This window comes from Sulfuricella denitrificans skB26, from assembly GCF_000297055.2.
GTDB classification, from domain to species: Bacteria; Pseudomonadota; Gammaproteobacteria; order Burkholderiales; family Sulfuricellaceae; genus Sulfuricella; species Sulfuricella denitrificans.
The window spans coordinates 2,292,573-2,311,681 of the sequence record NC_022357.1 but is presented as its reverse complement, the minus strand read 5'-3'; the positions used below and the strand labels follow the sequence as shown (position 1 = coordinate 2,311,681).

The 19,109-nt window shown below is 56.0% G+C and carries 12 protein-coding genes; 4 read left to right on the top strand and 8 right to left on the bottom strand.

What is annotated here, in order from left to right; translation table 11 throughout:
* The first annotated feature begins 420 nt into the window (after positions 1 to 420).
* The 4 genes from SCD_RS11235 (at position 421) to SCD_RS15805 (ending at position 7,947) form a co-directional block, all read left to right on the top strand.
* Positions 421 to 1,890: an MFS transporter gene (locus SCD_RS11235; protein ID WP_009205275.1), complete on the top strand. Its 1,470-nt coding sequence runs from the start codon at positions 421 to 423 to the stop codon at positions 1,888 to 1,890.
* Between the two features lie 63 nt (positions 1,891 to 1,953).
* The gene (locus tag SCD_RS11230; RefSeq protein ID WP_009205274.1) at positions 1,954 to 3,693 is read left to right on the top strand and encodes a bifunctional protein-serine/threonine kinase/phosphatase; all 1,740 of its coding nucleotides are present in this window, start codon (positions 1,954 to 1,956) and stop codon (positions 3,691 to 3,693) included.
* A 357-nt stretch (positions 3,694 to 4,050) separates the two neighbouring features.
* Positions 4,051 to 4,875, top strand: coding sequence for a TorF family putative porin (locus tag SCD_RS15810; protein WP_161626936.1), 825 nt, complete (start codon positions 4,051 to 4,053; stop codon positions 4,873 to 4,875).
* Positions 4,876 to 4,881: 6 nt separating this feature from the next.
* On the top strand, positions 4,882 to 7,947 hold the full coding sequence (locus SCD_RS15805; protein WP_009205272.1) for a bifunctional diguanylate cyclase/phosphodiesterase: 3,066 nt from the start codon (positions 4,882 to 4,884) through the stop codon (positions 7,945 to 7,947).
* A 208-nt stretch (positions 7,948 to 8,155) separates the two neighbouring features.
* Here SCD_RS15805 and SCD_RS11215 read toward each other — a convergent pair whose 3' ends face one another.
* The 8 genes from SCD_RS11215 to SCD_RS11180 all read right to left on the bottom strand — a co-directional run bounded on the left by SCD_RS11215 (position 8,156) and on the right by SCD_RS11180 (position 19,059).
* A complete protein-coding gene (locus tag SCD_RS11215; protein ID WP_009205271.1) occupies positions 8,156 to 9,979 on the bottom strand; it encodes a DmsC/YnfH family molybdoenzyme membrane anchor subunit in 1,824 nt (607 codons plus the stop codon).
* A 15-nt stretch (positions 9,980 to 9,994) separates the two neighbouring features.
* Positions 9,995 to 12,199, bottom strand: coding sequence for a molybdopterin oxidoreductase family protein (locus tag SCD_RS11210; protein ID WP_009205270.1), 2,205 nt, complete (start codon positions 12,197 to 12,199; stop codon positions 9,995 to 9,997).
* 18 nt (positions 12,200 to 12,217) lie between these two features.
* On the bottom strand, positions 12,218 to 12,562 hold the full coding sequence (gene nirD / locus SCD_RS11205; RefSeq protein ID WP_009205269.1) for a nitrite reductase small subunit NirD: 345 nt from the start codon (positions 12,560 to 12,562) through the stop codon (positions 12,218 to 12,220).
* Positions 12,563 to 12,583: 21 nt separating this feature from the next.
* Positions 12,584 to 15,031, bottom strand: a complete 2,448-nt coding sequence (gene nirB, locus SCD_RS11200) for a nitrite reductase large subunit NirB (RefSeq protein ID WP_009205268.1) — start codon at positions 15,029 to 15,031, stop codon at positions 12,584 to 12,586.
* A gap of 451 nt (positions 15,032 to 15,482) precedes the next feature.
* Entirely contained in the window at positions 15,483 to 16,274 is a 792-nt protein-coding gene (locus SCD_RS11195; protein ID WP_009205267.1) for an ABC transporter ATP-binding protein, read from the bottom strand.
* Between the two features lie 108 nt (positions 16,275 to 16,382).
* Entirely contained in the window at positions 16,383 to 17,294 is a 912-nt protein-coding gene (ntrB, locus tag SCD_RS11190) for a nitrate ABC transporter permease (protein ID WP_009205266.1), read from the bottom strand.
* Positions 17,295 to 17,361: 67 nt separating this feature from the next.
* On the bottom strand, positions 17,362 to 17,775 hold the full coding sequence (locus tag SCD_RS11185) for a globin family protein (RefSeq protein WP_009205265.1): 414 nt from the start codon (positions 17,773 to 17,775) through the stop codon (positions 17,362 to 17,364).
* Between the two features lie 30 nt (positions 17,776 to 17,805).
* Positions 17,806 to 19,059 (bottom strand): CmpA/NrtA family ABC transporter substrate-binding protein, encoded by a 1,254-nt coding sequence (locus SCD_RS11180; protein ID WP_009205264.1) that lies wholly within the window; start codon positions 19,057 to 19,059, stop codon positions 17,806 to 17,808.
* Between the last annotated feature and the right edge of the window lie 50 nt (positions 19,060 to 19,109).

The following is a 19,109-nucleotide window of genomic DNA, read 5'->3' as shown; positions in this document are numbered from 1 at the left end:
TTCGGGGCGCTCTGGCTGAACGATTGGGGGTCACCCTTCAGGGTGTGGCTTCCCGGCAAATCAGCCCACTATCACCACATACCACAGCAACAAATTGACGATCAGGGGTAAGGTCGCCACCGCCTGCCAGAACCGTGCTGGTCGCAGACGGCTGAGCCAATTTGCTTAGCCGCGTTGAATGGAAAGCAGGCGGTCCCCGGCGGCTTTTAGCGATCCCAGAGATCGCGCGCAGGCTTTCTGAATTCCCTCTTGCGGATGCACCATCTTTTTTGGTGCGGCGCTCCATTTTGGTGCGTCTATCAGGGTGATGCACCCAAAAAAATTGAATATAAGTATGTCTATCAATTGGTTGTAATGATGGCACACGACTTGCTTTAGCTCCACCCATATTCGTTTATGGCCACTTTGCTGGAGCACACTATGTCCGATCGTTTCAATCTTCTCGATTTCTCCAAGGCGAACATTCGCACTCTGCACCTGACTTGGCTGGCATTCTTCGTCAGCTTCATGGTCTGGTTTGCGCATGCACCACTGATGCCTTTTATCCGCGATGCATTGCAGCTGACAGACCTTCAGACCAACATGCTGCTGATTCTCAACGTTGCCATGACCATTCCGGCCCGTATTTTGGTCGGGATGCTGGTCGATCGTTATGGTCCGCGCATCCTGTTTTCAGCCATCCTGATTTTGGGCGGCACCATCAGCATGGGATTCGCCCTGGCTGAGAGCTTTCAGCAACTGGCAATGATGCGTTTTTTATCGGGTTTTGTCGGTGCTGGTTTCGTCGTTGGCATCCGGATGATTTCGGAATGGTTTCCGGCACGTCAGACCGGCGTTGCTCAGGGTATTTATGGTGGCTGGGGAAACTTTGGCTCTGCCGGTGCAGCCGGGCTGCTTCCCACCGTTGCTGTTGCCGTGGGCGGTCCTGATGGCTGGCGTTATGCGGTTGCCCTCACCGGCCTGATCTCTATTGCCTACGGCATTTTGTTTTACTGGCGGGCACGCAACACCCCCAAAGGCTCGACTTATTTCAAGCCCAAGAAAACCGGTGCGCTGGAAGTTACCAGCGGTTTTGATCTGGTGCTGTACATGGTAATGAACATACCCATGTACCTGGCTCTGGGTGTGCTGACCTGGAAGCTTTCGCCCAGTGGAATGAAATTGTTGGGTGATGGTGCGGCATACGCCATTTATGCCGTTTTAGCGCTGACCTATCTGGTACAGATCTGGAAAATCTGGCACGTGAACGCTCATATCCTTAAAGAGAAGGTGCCGGAACTGCAACGCTATGCCTTCACTCAGGTTGCCATTCTGGATCTGGCTTATATGGTGACGTTCGGCACCGAACTGGCGGTGGTTTCCATGCTGGCACTGTTTTATGTGGATATGTTTGCCATGGACAAAGTCAGTGCGGGCCTTCTGGCCGGCTCTTATGCGATGATCAACCTGGTTGCCCGCCCTGCCGGCGGCATGCTGAGCGATAAATTCGGCCGCAAGGTCACGCTTATCATCGCTTTTATTGGCATCGCGTTGAGCTTCATGATGCTGAGCAATGTGAGCCAGGAATGGTCCCTGCCCATGGTCGTGATGGCCGCAACTTTTGGTGGCATATTCTCCAAGGCCGGATCGGGCGCCGTTTATGCCATGGTCCCCCTGATCCAGCGCCGGTTAACCGGCCAGATTGCAGGCATGACCGGCGCTTATGGAAATGTGGGAGGGGTATCCTTTCTTACTGTGCTGGCCCTGGTCTCCACGCAGACATTCTTTCTGGTGATAGGCACGACAGCCGCTGTTGTTCTGATCTTCATCGCATTCTTCCTACGGGAGCCCAAAGGGCACATGACCGAAGTGTTGCCTGATGGCACAGTACAACTGATCGAAGTAAACTGATAGCAATGCTAACAATAGTCAGCCCCGCTTTGGCGGGGTTCGCCTTGTGGTGAAAGGCAAAAAATGAGCAACACCCTGAGCATCAGTCTGGGTCAGCATTCGATTGCCGGCATCAAGCCACAGAACGAGGATTTTTTCGGTGCCTCGATTCCCTCTGACTCAACGCTGGAAAGCAAAGGCATTTGTGTGGCTATTGCTGACGGGGTCAGCGCCAGCGAAGGTGGGAAAGAGGCCAGCCAGATCGCGGTACGCCAGTTTCTGGACGACTACTTCAGCACGCCCGACTCATGGTCGACCAAACTTGCCGCAACCAAGATTCTGGGTGCGCTGAACCTGTGGCTCTACAACCAGGGGCAGAAGCTTTATGCCGGAAATTGTGGCTTGGCGACCACGTTCAGCGCCATCATCCTGAAGTCTCAGACGGCTCACCTGTTTCATGTCGGGGACAGCCGCATTTACCTATTGCGAGAAGGCCAGTTGGAGTGCCTGACGCGGGATCATCGCGTCCATTTTGGCGACAAGAGCGACTATCTGGCCCGGGCGATGGGCATAGATACGCGACTGGATATTGACTATTCCACCCGCGAGTTGCAGCCTGGAGACTGCTTTATTCTGACCACGGATGGCGTGCACGATGTCCTGCGTTCAGAAGAACTGGAACAACTGCTGAACGGTCTTTCCAGTGAGCCGCAGAAATGTGCCGAGACAGTGGTGGCGCGTGCACTCAGCCAGGGCAGCCAGGACAACATCACCTGCCAGGTGGTGCGAATTGAAACGCTGCCGCAAGCCGACAAAAGCGAATTCTTCGAGCACCTGAACAGCCTGCCTTTTCCTCCCGATCTCAAAGCCGGACAAATCCTGGATGGCTACCGTATCCTGCGCGAACTGAATGCCACCTCGCGCAGCCAGGTCTATCTGGCTGAAGACACGCAGGAGACGCCTGCGAAAAAAGTGGTCATCAAAACCCCATCGCAGAATTACAACGACGACCCGCTATATATCGAACAATTCCTGCTCGAGGAGTGGGTGGCGAAGCGGCTGGATTCTCCCCATCTGATCAAGGTCTGCGACCGCACCACACGCCCGCGCACTTTTCTTTACAGCGTGGTCGAGTACATCGAAGGCCAGACCCTGCGCCAGTGGATGCGGGACAACCCCAGCCCCAGCGTGGATCAAGTGCGCGCAACAGTGGATCAGATCGCGCGTGGCTTGCGCGCCATGCACCGGATGGAAATGATCCATCAGGATCTGAAGCCGGACAACATCCTGATCGATCGCAACAATACCCTGAAGATCATCGATTTCGGCTCTACCCGTATCGCCGGCCTGGCCGAAACCCATACCGTACTGGAGCACAAGCATATTGCCGGCACAGCAAGCTACTCAGCGCCGGAATACTTCAGGGGAGAACAAGGCACCAACCGTTCGGATATTTTTTCCATGGGCGTGATCGCCTATGAAATGTTCACCGGCAAGCTTCCCTACGGAGAAATCAGCCCCGAGCAGGCCGCACGGAAAAAGTTTGCTTATACGCCCGCACGAATAACCAACCCTGCGATTCCCGGCTGGGTGGACGCCGCGCTGGAAAAAGCGACGCAGCCCCACCCTAACAGACGTTATGAAGTTGAATCCGAATTCGTCGCGGACCTGACCTGCCCGAACCAGAGTCTTGTCAACGAAGGGCGCAGCCGACCTTTGCTGGAACGCAATCCGCTGGGTTTCTGGAAAGGGCTATCGCTGATCCAGCTGGCAGTCATCCTGATTCTGGGCTATTTGCTGCTGAATGGTACTGTCAGAACCTGAAGTTCCGAAACCATCATAAGCTTGCCGGCCAAGATGTGGCTTCCCCTTCATTGTGTGGAGATCAGATCGAAGTTGGCATGCATTTCCAGTTGGGGGGTTGAGTCCGCAACTGAAAGCAGATCTTCAACAAATAAATTAACCGGCTAGCCGGTCTTTACTCGACCAGGCAGGGTTGAATGATTGGTCAGGATTTTAATTAGAGCCAGCTTCCATTTATTATCGATCCATTCCCGGTATTTTACATAAAAGTTGGAGCCCACTTTTTCCAGCCTACCTTACGGCTATGCTAAAGTCTGGGCATTGCACTAGGATTCCTGAAGACATATGACATTCAGAGTCTCAATCACGAGCATCATATTGGCTAGCCTTCAGTGGCTGATGATCATGGCGGCAGCGCCTCCCGCGAATGCGGATGAAGTTCCTGAATATACATTTTCATCCAATATCGGTGTTGCGACAGATTACATCAGCCGAGGCTTGCGCCTGAACTGGAATCGGCCAGCACTTCAGGGTGGTGCTGAAGTGGTGCATCGTAGCGGTGGGTACATAGGTGCAAACTTCTCGCAGTTGACAGACCAGTACTATGCAAACGGCTCGGTTGAAGTCGATCTTTATGTCGGTCTACGCCAGCCTTTCGACGACATGCTTTCCTACGATGTTGGCTTGGGGGCCTATTTTTACCCTGGCGCCAATTACCGCGATGCCGTTCCAAAAGGCGCATACCCTGACAAACGGTATGACACCGTCGAGGCCATCTTCGGCATTTCCTACCGTTGGCTGAACCTCAAGTATTCACGCTGCTTGACCGATTACTATGGTTATGACGACCACACTGTCCCCTTGTCCATCTGGAACAGCGGCGTATCAGGCGGAGTGGAGCCCGGCAAGCGAACCAGGGGTTCCGGTTATTATGAAGCCAACGCCAGTTTTGACATTGGACATGAAGTCAGTGTCGGGCTGCATATCGGTCGTCAGGTGGTTACTCACAGTAGCAAGTTAAGTTATAGTGATTACAAAATCAGCGGTACGAAAACTTTGCCGCACGACTGGTCAGCAACCGTTGCCCTGTCTTCCACGAGCGGCGCGGAAATTTATAACGATTTTATTTCCGTCAACGGGAATGGTCAGACCCTGGATATTGGGGGCACGCACTGGGTGTTCTCCGTGAACAAGGCCTTCTAATAAAAAATGCCACTTCAAACTGCCCTCTCCCGCATACCTCAAATCAACCGGATCGTCTTTCTGATAGGTCTGGCCGGTATCGTGGCTGGAATCGTCGGAATAAATATTTCTCACGATCCATCCTGGATCAAGTTCTTCGACAACCTGCATTGGACAGTTGCGACCGCGTCGGCTGCGGTGCTCGCCTGGTTGGGCCGGAGGCAAATCAGTGGTCAAAAACGTTTTGGAGCAATCTGGTGGTTTGCTGCCGGATTTGCTGGCTACGCCCTTGGGCAACTTGTCTGGGATGCACAGGTGGCCCTGGCGTACAGCAAGTTTCCCTCGCCCTCTGACTTTTTTTACCTCTGGCTGGGGCCTTGCCTGACGATGGGGTTGATTCTGGAAATTCGCAACGGGGTGCGCAAGGCGAGCCAGGTGACGGTTCTGCTGGATGTGTTGTCACTGTCGGTTGCTTCGCTCACGCTGGTCCTGGTGCTGTATCTGCCCATGCGGGGTGATCTTGATCTGCTCTCAATGGCCGTGCTGGTGAGTTACCCCGTTAGCCTGCTTATTCCAACCTGCATCGGCCTGATCATGATCCCGGCCATGCGCTTGCGTTTCTCTTCAGGTTTTTTTCTTTTTCTGCCTGCTGTTGCAGTTACGGCATGGAGTTGGATGCACTGGAACTTGATGGCCCTGAATGGCCTTGCCATCGATGGGGCATGGTTTAACGTTTCCTTTTCAATCGCAATTCTCCTGGCTGGACTGGCGGTTTCAGTCTGGCAACTTGAACATTCCGACGCGCCAGAATGGGATCGGGCCTGCGAAGGATTTTTACGCATGCTCCCCATCATCACTATCATCCTGGCCAGCGGTGCCATGGTCGTGGCAGGTTCAAGGCCTGGCGATCCAGACCTTGTTGAATGGCTGACTTATGCCGGATCGGTGCTGGTCATCATGCTGGCCATCGTCAGGCAAAGCCGGCTACTGAAAGAACGTGACCAGCTGCTGGCCACGCAAACCGAGGCGCTCAGGGTGGGGAAGTTGCTTGAGTCTTTCATCGATACGGTGCCTATTCGCGTATTCTGGAAGGATCGCGATTTGAATTATCTGGGTTGTAATTCCCTGTTTGCCCATGATGCAGGCTATACGCGACCAAGTGAACTGATTGGCAAGAACGATTTCCAGATGGTGTGGAAAGATCAGGCCGAACTTTATCGTGCCGACGATTATCGCGTCATCAACTCAGGCAACCCCAAGATTAGTTACGACGAACCGCAAACCCTACCGGATGGGTGCAAAGTATGGGTACGCACCTCCAAGGTGCCTATGTGGAGTGAGGGTAACAATGAAGTAATCGGCGTGCTGGGTATCTACGAAGACATCACCGAACACAAGACAGCAGAAGAGGATCTGCGCGTCGCTGCGGCTACCTTCGAAACCCAGGAAGCCATCCTGATTACCGATTCTGACGCAAAAATTATGCGCGTCAATCCGGCTTTTCAGGAGATTACCGGCTACAGTAAAGAAGAAGTCATCGGGCAAAACCCGCGCATCCTGCAGTCCGGTCGCCACGATGCGGCTTTCTATCAGGCCATGTGGGCAGCATTACGCGATACCGGCAAGTGGTCTGGCGAGGTCTGGGACAAGCGCAAGAATGGCGAGATCTATCCCAAATCCATGACCATTACGGCGGTTTACGATGACAATCAGCAAGTCTCCAATTATGTGGCCGTGTTTACCGACATAAGTCAGCGCAAACAGTCGGAACAGGAAATTCATCAACTGGCCTTTTACGACCCTCTGACCCAACTGCCGAATCGTCGCTTGTTAATGGACCGTTTGCAGCAGGCGATGGCAGTCAGCGCACGTAGCGGCCGGCATGGTGCATTACTATTTCTGGATCTGGATCATTTCAAGATCATCAATGATACGCGGGGTCATGCCATGGGCGACCTGCTGTTGATCGAGGTGGCGCGCAGGTTACAGACCTGTGTGCGCGAAGGTGACAGTGTGGCCCGGCTGGGCGGCGATGAATTTGTGGTGGTCCTTGAAGAGCTGAGCAGCCGGCAGGACGAGGCGGCCACACTCACCGAACTGGTCGCAGAAAAGATTCGCAACAAGCTAAGTCAGCCTTATGCGCTGAAAGAGTACGAGTGCCACACCACACCGAGTATCGGCATCAGTCTGTTCCATGGCCATCTGGAGAGCGTGGACGATTTGCTCCAGCATGCTGACGTTGCCATGTATCAGGCCAAGGCGGCAGGGCGCAATGCCATCCGCTTTTTTGACCCGCAGATGCAAACAGCATTGGATATGCGTGCGGATCTGGAAGCGGATTTGCGTCATGCCCTCGAGAAGCGGCAATTTCGTCTGTACTATCAAATCCAGGTGGACCGCCTTCACCGTCCGCTGGGCGCGGAAGTGCTGTTGCGCTGGGCACATCCCGAACGTGGTCTGGTTTTCCCTGATCAATTCATTCCGCTGGCCGAAGAAACCGGACTGATCGTGCCGATCGGTTTGTGGGTGCTGGAAACCGCCTGCACGCAGCTCAAAGCATGGCAACGCGATGCGCTGACCCGCGACCTGACGGTGGCGGTGAACGTCAGCGCCAGGCAATTCCATCAGGCCAACTTCGTTGCCCAGGTGCAGCGCGTGCTGCTGGAAAGCGGAGCGCCGCCTGCGCAGCTCAAACTGGAACTGACCGAAAGTGTCGTGCTGGAGAACATCGAGGACACCATCGGCAAGATGCATGAAATAAAAAAACTGGGCGTGAGTTTCTCGATGGACGACTTCGGTACGGGCTATTCTTCGCTGTCCCAGCTGAAACGCCTGCCGCTGGACCAAATCAAGATCGACCGATCCTTCGTGCGCGACATCGCTTTTGACTCCAACGATGCGGCCATTGTGCACGCCACTATTGCAATGTCACAGGCTTTAGGGCTGAACGTCATTGCCGAAGGGGTGGAAACCGAAGCGCAACGCGAATTCCTTGATCATCATGGCTGCCATGCCTTTCAGGGATATTTGTTCAGCAAGCCAGTCCCGCTGGAGCTGTTTGAGGAGAAATTAAAAACTTCTTCTATGGGATAAAAACAATAAGCTTCCAATTACCTGTTTTTTTGGTAAATCAATTACCCGAACCTTAAACCTCCGCTATTGGTGCGATATAGCCACTGCTCCTTGTAAGGAACGTAGGCTGTCTGTTTTCACTGCCTAGCGGACGGACGAGCAGCAAGCTGTGAATGACCGCTGCGAGTCGGAATGGGACGATTCACTGGTTAAACTGAGTTTTTCAGGATCAATGTGCATCCGGCACCACGCCGACTTGCGGCATGTTGGCCAGACCTACTTCTTTTGCATGTTCGACAAATCCCTTGTTCCTCCAGAAGAACGCACCAGGCATGGTGGTCGGGATGACCAGCACGTAGAACAATGCCCGTCCCAGAATCCCGCTGGTCAGTGCAGTCAAGGTCAGCATCGCGAACGCCAGTCCACTGGCCTGCCCGATGAACCCCATGCCCAGCGCCAGCATCAGGCTGGTCGCCAGCAATCCGTTGCGCAGCCAGTAAGGGTAGCCGTAGGTGGTGGTTTGCTCGTAGAACGAGGCCATGCCTTCGTCGCCCTTGGCTTTGAGATCGCGGGCATGGACTATCAGGCCGATGCCTTCCAGAGCAAAGCCTGTGGCCGCCACGCTGGCCAGGACCACCCCCAGTTCGTTGGTCAGCGCACCCGTCAGCCACGCGGTCAACGCCAGCAACAGTGCGCCCAGACCCAGTGCCGTGGCCACGAAAGCGGCGCCGGTATGCCAGTGGTTCCAGAAGGGGCGGGCAGGGATCAGGTAGAGCTTGATCATGTAGTATCCGCCCAGGCCAGCACCCAGTATCCCCGCGCCAGCAGCCAGATTGCGCAGCGCCCCGGTCAGCGCGTCGCCGATCAATGAGGCGATCATGCCGCCAAAGAAGGTGAAGAAACCGTAGCCTGCCAGTCCGGCGAAGAACAGCGACACGCCGGCAATTTCACGGCTTACCGGGGAGTGCCGCAGGTTGTTGAAACCGCGGTAGAACCGCAGCGGTTTGCCCAGATGCATGTTGAGCTTGAACAGGCCGAAGCTCATCAGCGCCAGCATCAGGCCCAGCAAGGGCAGGTACGCGGCACTGCCGCCAAAGGCGGACAGTGGCGCATTTCCCAGCCAGCCTCCCAGGATCAGCAACAGAAATGCGCCCATCACGGTCTGTACGCTCAGGGTGAAGGCGATATGCGCGTTTTCGTGTGAACCGAGCAGTTTCTTCAGGTTCCAGTGCCGCTGGTAGCCATGCTTGGGGTCCAGTGTCGGGCGGAATGCGCCGCTGGTGTCGTCGCGGTGGTATTTCAGGGCAGTGCTGTCAACCCGCACCATGTCGCGCTGGGTGGTGCGTGTTTGCTGAAAACGGATGTTCGGATGGGTGATTTCGGGGCTGGGAAAACCGGGGATTTCCGTCTTGGCCTGGGCGCGCCCTTCCGGAATGTTTTCGATCACGCCGAAATCCAGTGCCTTGCCCAGACAGGCCGAAACGCAGGCGGGCTTCAAGCCGACCTCGAGCCGGTCCACGCACATGTTGCATTTGCTGACCTGACCCTTGACCGGGTCGAGCTGCGGCGCATTGTACGGGCACACCCAGGTGCAGTAGCCGCAGCCGAAGCAGATATCCGGGTCTTGCAGTACCGCGCCGTATTCTGCGAACTTGGTGTAGGCGCGGGTCGGGCAGCCTTTCAGGCAGACCGGGTCGTCGCAGTGGTTGCAGGCCATCGAAATGTTGAGGCGCTGGTAATTCGGGTAAGTGCCGCCTTCGACGAAGCCCACCGAGCGGAAGGCGATATGCGCCGGGTTGTCGTTCTTTTCGCTGCAGGCGGCTTCGCAGGCATGGCAGGCGATGCAGTTGTCGGCATTGAAATAGAAACCGTGCTGTTTGTAGCGGTTGGGATTGCTGCCGATTTCGCCATCGCCATTGATGTTCAGGCTTTTTCCGTACAGCGCGTCGCCTTGCTGCGCTTTATCGATGGACAGCCCATAGCGGTTAAGGGTCTGGGAATCTTTGTCGGCCAGCAGGGCGTAGTCGGGTTCGTTGTCGCGTACTTTAAACATGTGGATTCCTTTGCATCAGAACTTGCGCATTTCCATGCTCAATTTTGCCGCCGCCATCTGGTTGGCGATGCGTTCAATGCGCACGGCTGACTGTTTGTAGGCAGGCTGGCGCGAGTGCGGGTCGAGCAGGCCTAATGTCAGGCGGTTGGCGCAATCATGAAAATGAAAGGGCAGAAAAACCATATTCTTCGGTACGCGCTGGGTCGGCATCGCCATCACCACTGCATCCGAGCGGCGAGATACCAGCCGCACATATTCGCCCCGCTCTATGTTCAGTTCTGCCGCCAGGTCCGGGTTTATTTCGATGAACGGAATCGGGCTGTATTTGTTGTTGTTGCCAATTTTTCCGGTCTTGGTGCGGCCGTGCCAATGCTCGATCAAGCGCCCGGTGTTCAGCCAGATGGGAAATTTTTCATCCGGCACTTCGTTGTTGTCGATGAAAGGCAAGGGAATCAGTTTGGCCTTGCCATCGGCATAGCTGAAAGTGCCATCGACCGTATACAGGCGCTTGCCTCCCTTGGGCGGGGCCTCGCCATTCTTTACCTGCTCTTGTGTATATGGCCACTGGATGCCCCGTTGTTTTTCCAGCAACTCGTGGTTCATGCCGGAGATATCGGCCAGCCGGCCGACGGATAGTTTTCCCATCTCGAGGAAGATGTCGGCGGCCTTTTCCGGGAAATTGACCTTGCCGCTCTGATTAAAGCGCTCCGCCATCCGGTTGAAAATCCATAAATCAGGCTGGGCCTGGCCCGGAGGTGGGGTCACCGGCTTCACTACGCTGATCCGGCGCTCGGTGTTAGTCATTACGCCGTCTTTTTCTGCCCAGGTACCTGCGGGTAGATAAACGTGGGCGTACTGGGCGCTTTCGGTGTCGTGATAGCAGTCCTGCACCGCGCAGAACTCCAGGCTCTCCATCGCCTTGCGAACCCTTGCGCTGTTGGGCAGAGACGATAAGGGATTGGTCGCGATCAGCCACAGCCCTTTGATCTGCCCGCTTTCAATCGCGTGGTAAATGTCGGTTTGAAACATGCCGCGTTTTTTAGGGAAGAATTCCGGGTCGATGCCCCAGAAATCGGCAATTTCCGCGCGGTGATCGGGGTTTTCCAGCGCGCGGTAATTGGGCAGCCCGGAGCAGGAAGACCATTCGCGGGTGCCCATCGCGTTGCACTGTCCGGTAATGGAAAGGCTGGTGCCGCCCGGCTTGCCAATGTTGCCGGTGATGAGCGCTAGATTGTTGATGCCGACCACGCCGTCCGAGCCGTGGGTGGACTGGTTGATCCCCATCGTCCAGATCGCCATGGCTGCGCCGGCCTTGGCATAGAGACGGGCAACAACGCGGATGGTGTCTTCGTCGATGCCGCAGATTTTGGAGGCGGTCACCGGGTCATATTTGGCGACTTCGGCGCGCAGCATATCTATCCCATTGGTATTGGTCTCGATGTAGCTACTGTCTTCTAGCTTTTCGGCGAAGATGACATGCATCATGGCGTTCATCAGCACCACATCGGTGCCCGGTGTGATGGCGAGGTGGATGTGGGCGTTCTGCGCCAGCATGGTCACGCGCGGATCGACCACGATCAGCGGAAAGCCGCGTTTTTCCTGCGCTTCTTTCATGCGCCAGTAGATGATGGGGTGCTGCTCCGGCAGGTTGGAACCCCAGGCAAAAAGGCAGTCGGTATGCTCGAAATCCTCATAGCAGCCCGGCGGGCCGTCCGAACCGAAGGAGCGCTTGTAGCCCGATACCGCAGACGCCATGCACAGGGTGGTATTGCCATCGTAGTTGTTGGTGCCGATCAGGCCACGGGTGAGTTTGCCGAGTGTGTAAAACTCTTCGGTCAGCATCTGTCCGGTGGAGATGATGGCGACAGAATCACGCCCATATTTGGCCTGGATCCGCACGATTTCGTCATGCACCTTGTCCAGCGCGCTATCCCAGGTCGCGGGCTGCCAGTCCTGATGCCACTGCTCGCGCATCAGCGGTTCGGTGCCGCGCCCGGCTGAAGTAAACAGCTCGTGTTCGAAAATGCCCTTCAGACATAACTTGCCGCGATTGACGTCTGCATCCGCCACCCCGCGCGAGGTGACGGGCTTGCCTTCCGCGTTCAGTCCGACTTCAATCGAGCAACCGGTGGAACAGTAGCCGCAGGCGGCGTATTTCCATTCGACCACGCCCTTGTCGGCGATCTTGATCGGGTTTTTTTGTTTGCGTCCGAAGAGCATGATTATTCCTCAGTAATTCTAACGGCCGGAATCGGGCTCAAGGGAAAGGTAGATCAGGCCATCCCGCACTTCCACCGGGAAGCGTGCTGCGCACCCTTCATCCGGAGCCACGGCCAGCCCGGTATCGAGATGGATTTTCCAGTCGTGCAGCGGGCAGGCGACTTTCTTGCCATGCACGATACCCTGAGAAAGCGGCCCCCCTTTGTGCGGGCACTTGTCGCGCAGGGCGAAGATTTCGTCACCCTGGGTGCGGAAGACGGCGATATCGCCTTTCGGGGACTTCACCAGTCGCGCGCCTAGCAGCGGAATGTCTTCGATACGGCCGACTTCGACCCAGTTTTGCTGATTGTTGGTTGTTTGCATGTTGTTTGTCCTTATTTCAGATCAGCTCAGGATAGCCATAGGCTTGTATTCGTGGGCATCCACACCCTCGCCACGCGCTTTCCATGGATCGTCCTGTGAATATTTCTGCGATTCGTAAAAGCGCTCGGCATAGACCTTGCGCTGCTCGGCGTCATCCACCACGCGTTCCTTGACATAGGTCAGACCGCGTCGTTCCACCCAGGGCGCGGTGCGCTCCAGGTAATGCGCATCTTCGCGGTAAACCTGCATGAAGGCGGCGCAGTATTCCAGAACCTCTTCCTCGGTCTTTACATGGCACAGGAAGTCGGTGGCGCGCACCTTGATCCCGCCGTTGCCACCGATATGTAGTTCCCAGCCCGAATCCACCGCGACTACGCCAAAGTCCTTGATGGTGGCTTCGGCGCAGTTGCGCGGGCAGCCCGAGACGGCCAGCTTGAACTTGTGTGGTGTCCACGAACCCCAGGTGAGTTCTTCCAACTTGATCCCCATGGTGGTCGAATCCTGGGTACCGAAGCGGCACCACTGGCTGCCGACACAGGTTTTTACGGTACGCATGGCCTTGCCGTAAGCGTGCCCGGAGACAAATCCGGCTTCGGAAAGGTCTTTCCAGATGCCCGGCAGTTGTTCTTTCCTGATCCCCAGAAGATCGAGGCGCTGGCCGCCGGTAAACTTCACCGTGGGTACTTCCCAACGCTCGGCAATCTGAGCAATCGCCATCAGCTGTTTGGGCGAGGTGTCGCCACCGAAAATGCGCGGTATCACGGAGTAGGTGCCATCCTTCTGGATGTTGGCATGCACGCGCTCGTTGATGTAGCGCGACTGGTTGTCGTCCACGTATTCGGACGGCCACGCGCACAGCAGGTAGTAGTTCAACGCCGTGCGGCACTTGTTGCAGCCATCGGGGGTTTTCCATTCCATGAAATGCATCAGCGCGGGGATGCTCTTGATGCCTTGGCGGGTGATGGTTTCGCGCACCTCGTCATGGGAATGCTCGGTACAGCCGCACATCGGTTTTTTGGACGGTGCGGTGGAATAGTCGCCACCAACCGTCACTGCCAGCAGCGACTCCACCAGGCCGGTACATGACCCGCAGGAACTGGACGCCTTGGTATGGGCACGCACCTCATCCAGGGTAAAAAGCTTCTTGTCGCGGATGGCTTTGACGATATCGCCCTTGCAAACGCCATTGCAGCCGCAAATCTCGGCGCTGTCCGGCATGGCCGCGACGCGGGCATGAGGGTCGCCGTGGCCGGAATCGCCCAGGTTGTGCTGGCCGAACAGCAGGGAAGAGCGAATATCCGAAACATCGGTCCCCTCGCGCAGCAGGTCGAAATACCAGCTGCCCTCCGTGGTGTCGCCATACAGCACCGCGCCCACCACCTTGTTGTCCTTGAGCACGACTTTCTTGTAATTGCCGCCTGCCGGGTCGGAAAGCACGATGGCATCGGTGCCTTCAGCACCCATGTAATCTCCGGCGGAAAACAAGTCGATCCCGGTGACCTTGAGCTTGGTCGAGGTGAGCGAGCCGGTATAGCAGCCTATGCCATATTCAGCCAGATGATTGGCGGCTACTTTGGCCTGTTCGAACAGGGGTGCGACCAGCCCATAAGCCACGCCGCGGTGGCTGACGCACTCGCCGACGGCGTAGATGCGTGGGTCGAATGTTTGCAGGGTGTCGTTAACTACCACGCCGCGATTGCAGTAGAGACCGGCGCTTTCAGCCAGCTCCGTGTTGGGGCGTATGCCGACCGCCATCACCACCAGATCGGCGGGAATGCTATCGCCATCCTTGAAGCTCACTGCGCAGACGCGGCCGGATTCGCCCGGCACCAGCGCGCCGGTCTGTTTCTCCAGCAGGAATTTGAGGCCCTTGGCTTCCAGGCTTTGTTGCAGCAGGCGGGCCGCCGGTTCGTCGAGCTGACGATCCATCAGCCAGGGCGCGATATGCACGACGGTCACGTCCATGCCGCGCAACATCAGGCCGTTAGCGGCTTCCAGGCCGAGCAGTCCGCCGCCGATCACCACTGCATTGCGGTAGCGGCTGGACGCATCAAGCATAGCCTCAACGTCGCTGATATCACGGAAGGAAACGACGCCCGGCAGTTCTGCGCCAGGAATGGGCAGGATGAAGGGGTTGGAGCCGGTGGACAGCAGCAGGCGGTCATATTCCGCACTGGTGCCGTCTTCGGTAAAGACGATGCGATTTTTGCGATCGATCTTGGTGACTTTTTTGTTAATGTGCAGATGGATCTGATTCTGCTCGTACCAGTCCATCTCATTGATGATGATGTCCTGGACTGTCTGCTCGCCAGCCAGGACCGGGGACAACAGGATACGGTTGTAGTTGGGGTGAGGCTCGGCGCCGAATACGGTAATGTCGTATTTATCAGACGCGATTTTCAGCAGTTCCTCCAGCGTGCGCACCCCGGCCATGCCGTTACCCACGAGAACGAGTTTCTGTTTTTGCATTTATATAGCTCCTGGTTTCGCAGCCGCATCAATATGGGGCTCAGACACTGGCATGTTCAGCAACTATCGTGCCATTTACTCAACACTATGATTTATAAAGAGTTGTAGTTTTCCTGCGAGAATTGTCTGGAATTGTCCGCCCCAGATTGGAGCACGATGCACAAAATCAGGGCGAAGGTGGAATTTGCTCGAAATTACCCATACTGGAAGCTGGCTAAACCAACCTGCCGGAGCGGTTGTTGCGAGTCCGGTGTGATTGGTTTAGCGTAGCCAACATAACTATGTGGCAAGTTGATGCCCGGCAATTGCCGGTGATACAAATAAAAAAACATCAACGGTTCATTCGCTTGCCGAAAGAATTGGGAACCCTCAAATATTCAGGTTGCACTCATGGTTGCGCTTCATTTTTAAATCCAGTCAGTACAACTTAAGCAAGTTATGTGCATCTCATTTAGGCTGCCGGGCGCAGTTGTCGGCGATACAGGAAGTCCAGCACCGCACCGCGGTATTCGTGGTATTTCGGGTTGTTCGCCAGTGCCAGACGCTCGCGTGGGCGCGGCAAGCTGACCGTCAGGATCTCGCCGATGGTGGCGGCCGGGCCGTTGGTCATCATCACGATGCGGTCGGACAGCAGGACGGCTTCGTCCACGTCGTGGGTCACCATGATCACCGTGCTTTTGGTTTCCGCTGCAATCTTCATCAGTTCGTCCTGGAGATGGGCGCGGGTCAAGGCATCCAGCGCGCCGAACGGCTCGTCCATCAGCAGCACTTTGGGCTGCATGGACAGGGCGCGAGCGATGCCGACCCGCTGTTTCATGCCGCCGGAAATTTCATGTGGATACTTGTGCTCGGCATGGCTCAGCCCGACCAGCGCGAGCGCTGCCTGGGTGCGTTTTTTCATGGATGCGCTGCTTTCTGCCCGGGCAAAGACACGCTCGACCGCCAGATGAACGTTTTCGAAGCAGGTCAGCCATGGCAGCAGGGAATGATTCTGGAACACCACCCCGCGTTCCGGCCCAGGCCCGGCGATTTCCCGCCCGGCGCAGAGCATTGCGCCGTTGCTGGGAATGGTCAGCCCGGCAACCAGGTTGAGCAGGGTGGATTTCCCACAGCCCGAGTGGCCGATCAGGGAGACGAACTCCCCCTGCGCGATGTTGAGGTTGATGTCGCGCAATGCGACGAAGGGGCCTTTCTTGGTGTCGAAAGTCATTTGCACGTTTTCGATCTGAACATATTTTTCCATGATTAACTCCTGTGAGGTGTTAGGGGTGAGGTGTTAGGGGTGCGGCGAAAAACCGGTGCGGTGCGGGTTTTGAATTTCCGCCTCACCCCTCACGCTTCACCCCTCACCTCATTCGTAACTAAACCGTTTTGCCAGCAGTACCAGCATCTGCTCCAGCAGTAACCCGACGATACCGACCACGAAAATGGCGATGATGATGTGCTCGACGTTGAGGTTGTTCCATTCATCCCACACCCAGAAACCCAGGCCGACACCGCCGGTCAGCATCTCCGCAGCCACGATTACCAGCCAGGCCACTCCGATAGAGAGGCGGATGCCGGTCATCATGTAGGGCAGCACGGCGGGGAAGAGGATTTTGGTGAAAACCTTCCATTCCGACAGGTTGAGTACCTTTGCCACGTTCATGTAATCCTGCGGAATGCGGTTTACGCCGACTGCGGTGTTGATGATCATCGGCCAGATGGCGGAGATGAAAATCACCCAGATCGCTGCCGGATTGGCTGCCTTGAATACCAGCAGGCCAATCGGCAACCACGCCAGGGGGGAAACCGGGCGCAGCAGGCTGATGATCGGGGCGGTCATGGCGTTGAGAAACTTGAAGCGTCCGATCATGAAGCCGAGGGGAATGCCGATTGCTGCTGCCATGCCGAAGCCGATCCCCACCCGTTGCAGCGAGGCCAGGATATTCCAGCCGATGCCCTGATCATTGGGGCCCTTGTTGTAAAAAGGGTCGCTGAACAGCTGCTGTGCCGATGCCCAGGTCTTGAGCGGGCCGGGTAGTTGCGGGCTGGTCTGGGAAACCAGTGCCCAGATGCCGATGAAAATCGTCAGACCCAGCACCGGCGGAACCAGCCATTTAAAGAAATTTTTGGCTGCCAGGGAAAAACGTCGCCCAGTTGTGGGCACGGGTTCGCTCACATTGATAGATGGCGAAATCTTGAAGACTTTGGCTGTGGCGATGGTTCCATCGCCTGCCGTGATTTCCTTCAGGCTTTCTATGCCTGGATTCGCTGCATTCATTTTAAACTCCTGTTTGTGGGCTGCACCTCCGGGCTGGCGCAAGTGCCAGTCCGGAGACGGGCTCGTATTATGCCGAGCCGTAGGCAGCCTGTTTCATGGTAGAGGCCAGTACGCCATAAGCCTCGACCCATCCTTCCTTGACCTCGGGCGTAAAGCCTGCGCCTAGCCCTTGGCCCAAAGTCCAGATCAGGGCATTGCCCACGGTGTCGAAATGCTCTGCCTTGACGCCATATCCGACGTGACGACGCCCTGATTCTTTCACCATTCCGATGATGGATTCGAGTCGGTCCAGGCTGTTGACGACCATGTTGATCATGATCATGAGCTTGCGTCCTTGCTCGACCATATCCCCGTTGAACAGGTTGCGCAGGGAAGGGTCCAGTTCGAACAGGCGGTTATAAAAGAGTCCGGCTGCAGTATCCTGAATGGGTACTACCTGCTGCCAGCTACTGCGAACCAGTGCTATTTTTTCAGGTGTCATGATGTCCCTTTCAAATTGTTCAAGAGTTGATTACGCTTTAACTTTAAAGCTGGCGGCGTAGGCTTTGGGGTTCTTGCCATCCCATACACTGCCATCCATAAGCTTGCTGGTACGCATGACATCCTTCGGAATGGGCGTCTTGGTCTGGGTCGCAGCCTGTTTGTACAGTTCGATCTGGTTGACCTGCTTGGCCACTGCCAGGTAGTCCGGATCTTCCTTGAGCAGGCCCCAGCGCTTGTGCTGGGTGAGGAACCACATACCGTCTGACAGGTAGGGGAAGTTCACCGCACCGTCGTTGTAGAACTTCATGTAATTGGCATCCTGCCATTTCTTTCCGTTGCCGTTGTCGTACTGGCCCAGCATGCGATCCTCGATGGAGTCGAAATCGGTGTTGACGTAGGATTTCTCGGCAATAATCTTGGCCACTTGCGCCCGGTTCTTCATGTCGTCAATGTATTTGGATGCATCCAGCATTGCCATGATCATGGCTCGCGCAGTATTGGGGTATTTATGTACGAATTCAGCCGTGGTGCCGAGCACTTTTTCCGGATGGTCCTTCCAGATGTCCTGGCTGGTGACAGCCGTAAAGCCCACGTTGTCGCGAATGGCCCGTGCGTTCCAGGGTTCGCCGACGCAAAATCCATCCATATTGCCTACCCGCATGTTGGCGATCATTTGCGGTGGCGGCACGGTGATGTTCTTCACGTCGGCGAATGGATTGATGCCATGCGACGCCAGCCAGTAGTAAAGCCACATGGCGTGGGTGCCGGTGGGGAAGGTCTGGGCGAAAATATACTCGCGCGGCTCCTTCTTGATCAGCGCAGCCAGACTGGTGCCATCCACCGCACCTTTGGTCTTCAGCTGATTGGACAGGGAAATGGCCTGGCCATTGTTGTTGATGCTCATCAGTACCGACATGTCTTTTTTCGGCCCGCCTATGCCCAGCTGAACCCCGTAGATCAGGCCGTACAGCACATGGGAAGCATCCAGTTCGCCGTTCACCAGCTTGTCGCGCACGCCGGCCCAGGAGGCTTCCTTGCTGGGCACGATTTTTATGCCGTATTTCTTGTCGAAGCCCATCACCGAAGCGATCACCACCGAGGCGCAATCTGTCAGAGGAATAAAGCCGATCTTGACCTCGGCCTTTTCCGGTGCATCGGAACCTGCTGCCCAGGCACCGACACGTATTGCTGGATCGACCATGGACATCAATGCCCCGGCCCCCAGTAAAGTAGCGCCTTTTTTCATGAAATCTCTCCGGCTGTTTTTGGAATCTGTAGTCATGGTTTTCTCCTGGATAAAAAAACAAAACAAAAAAGGCGTCGCATCCGCGA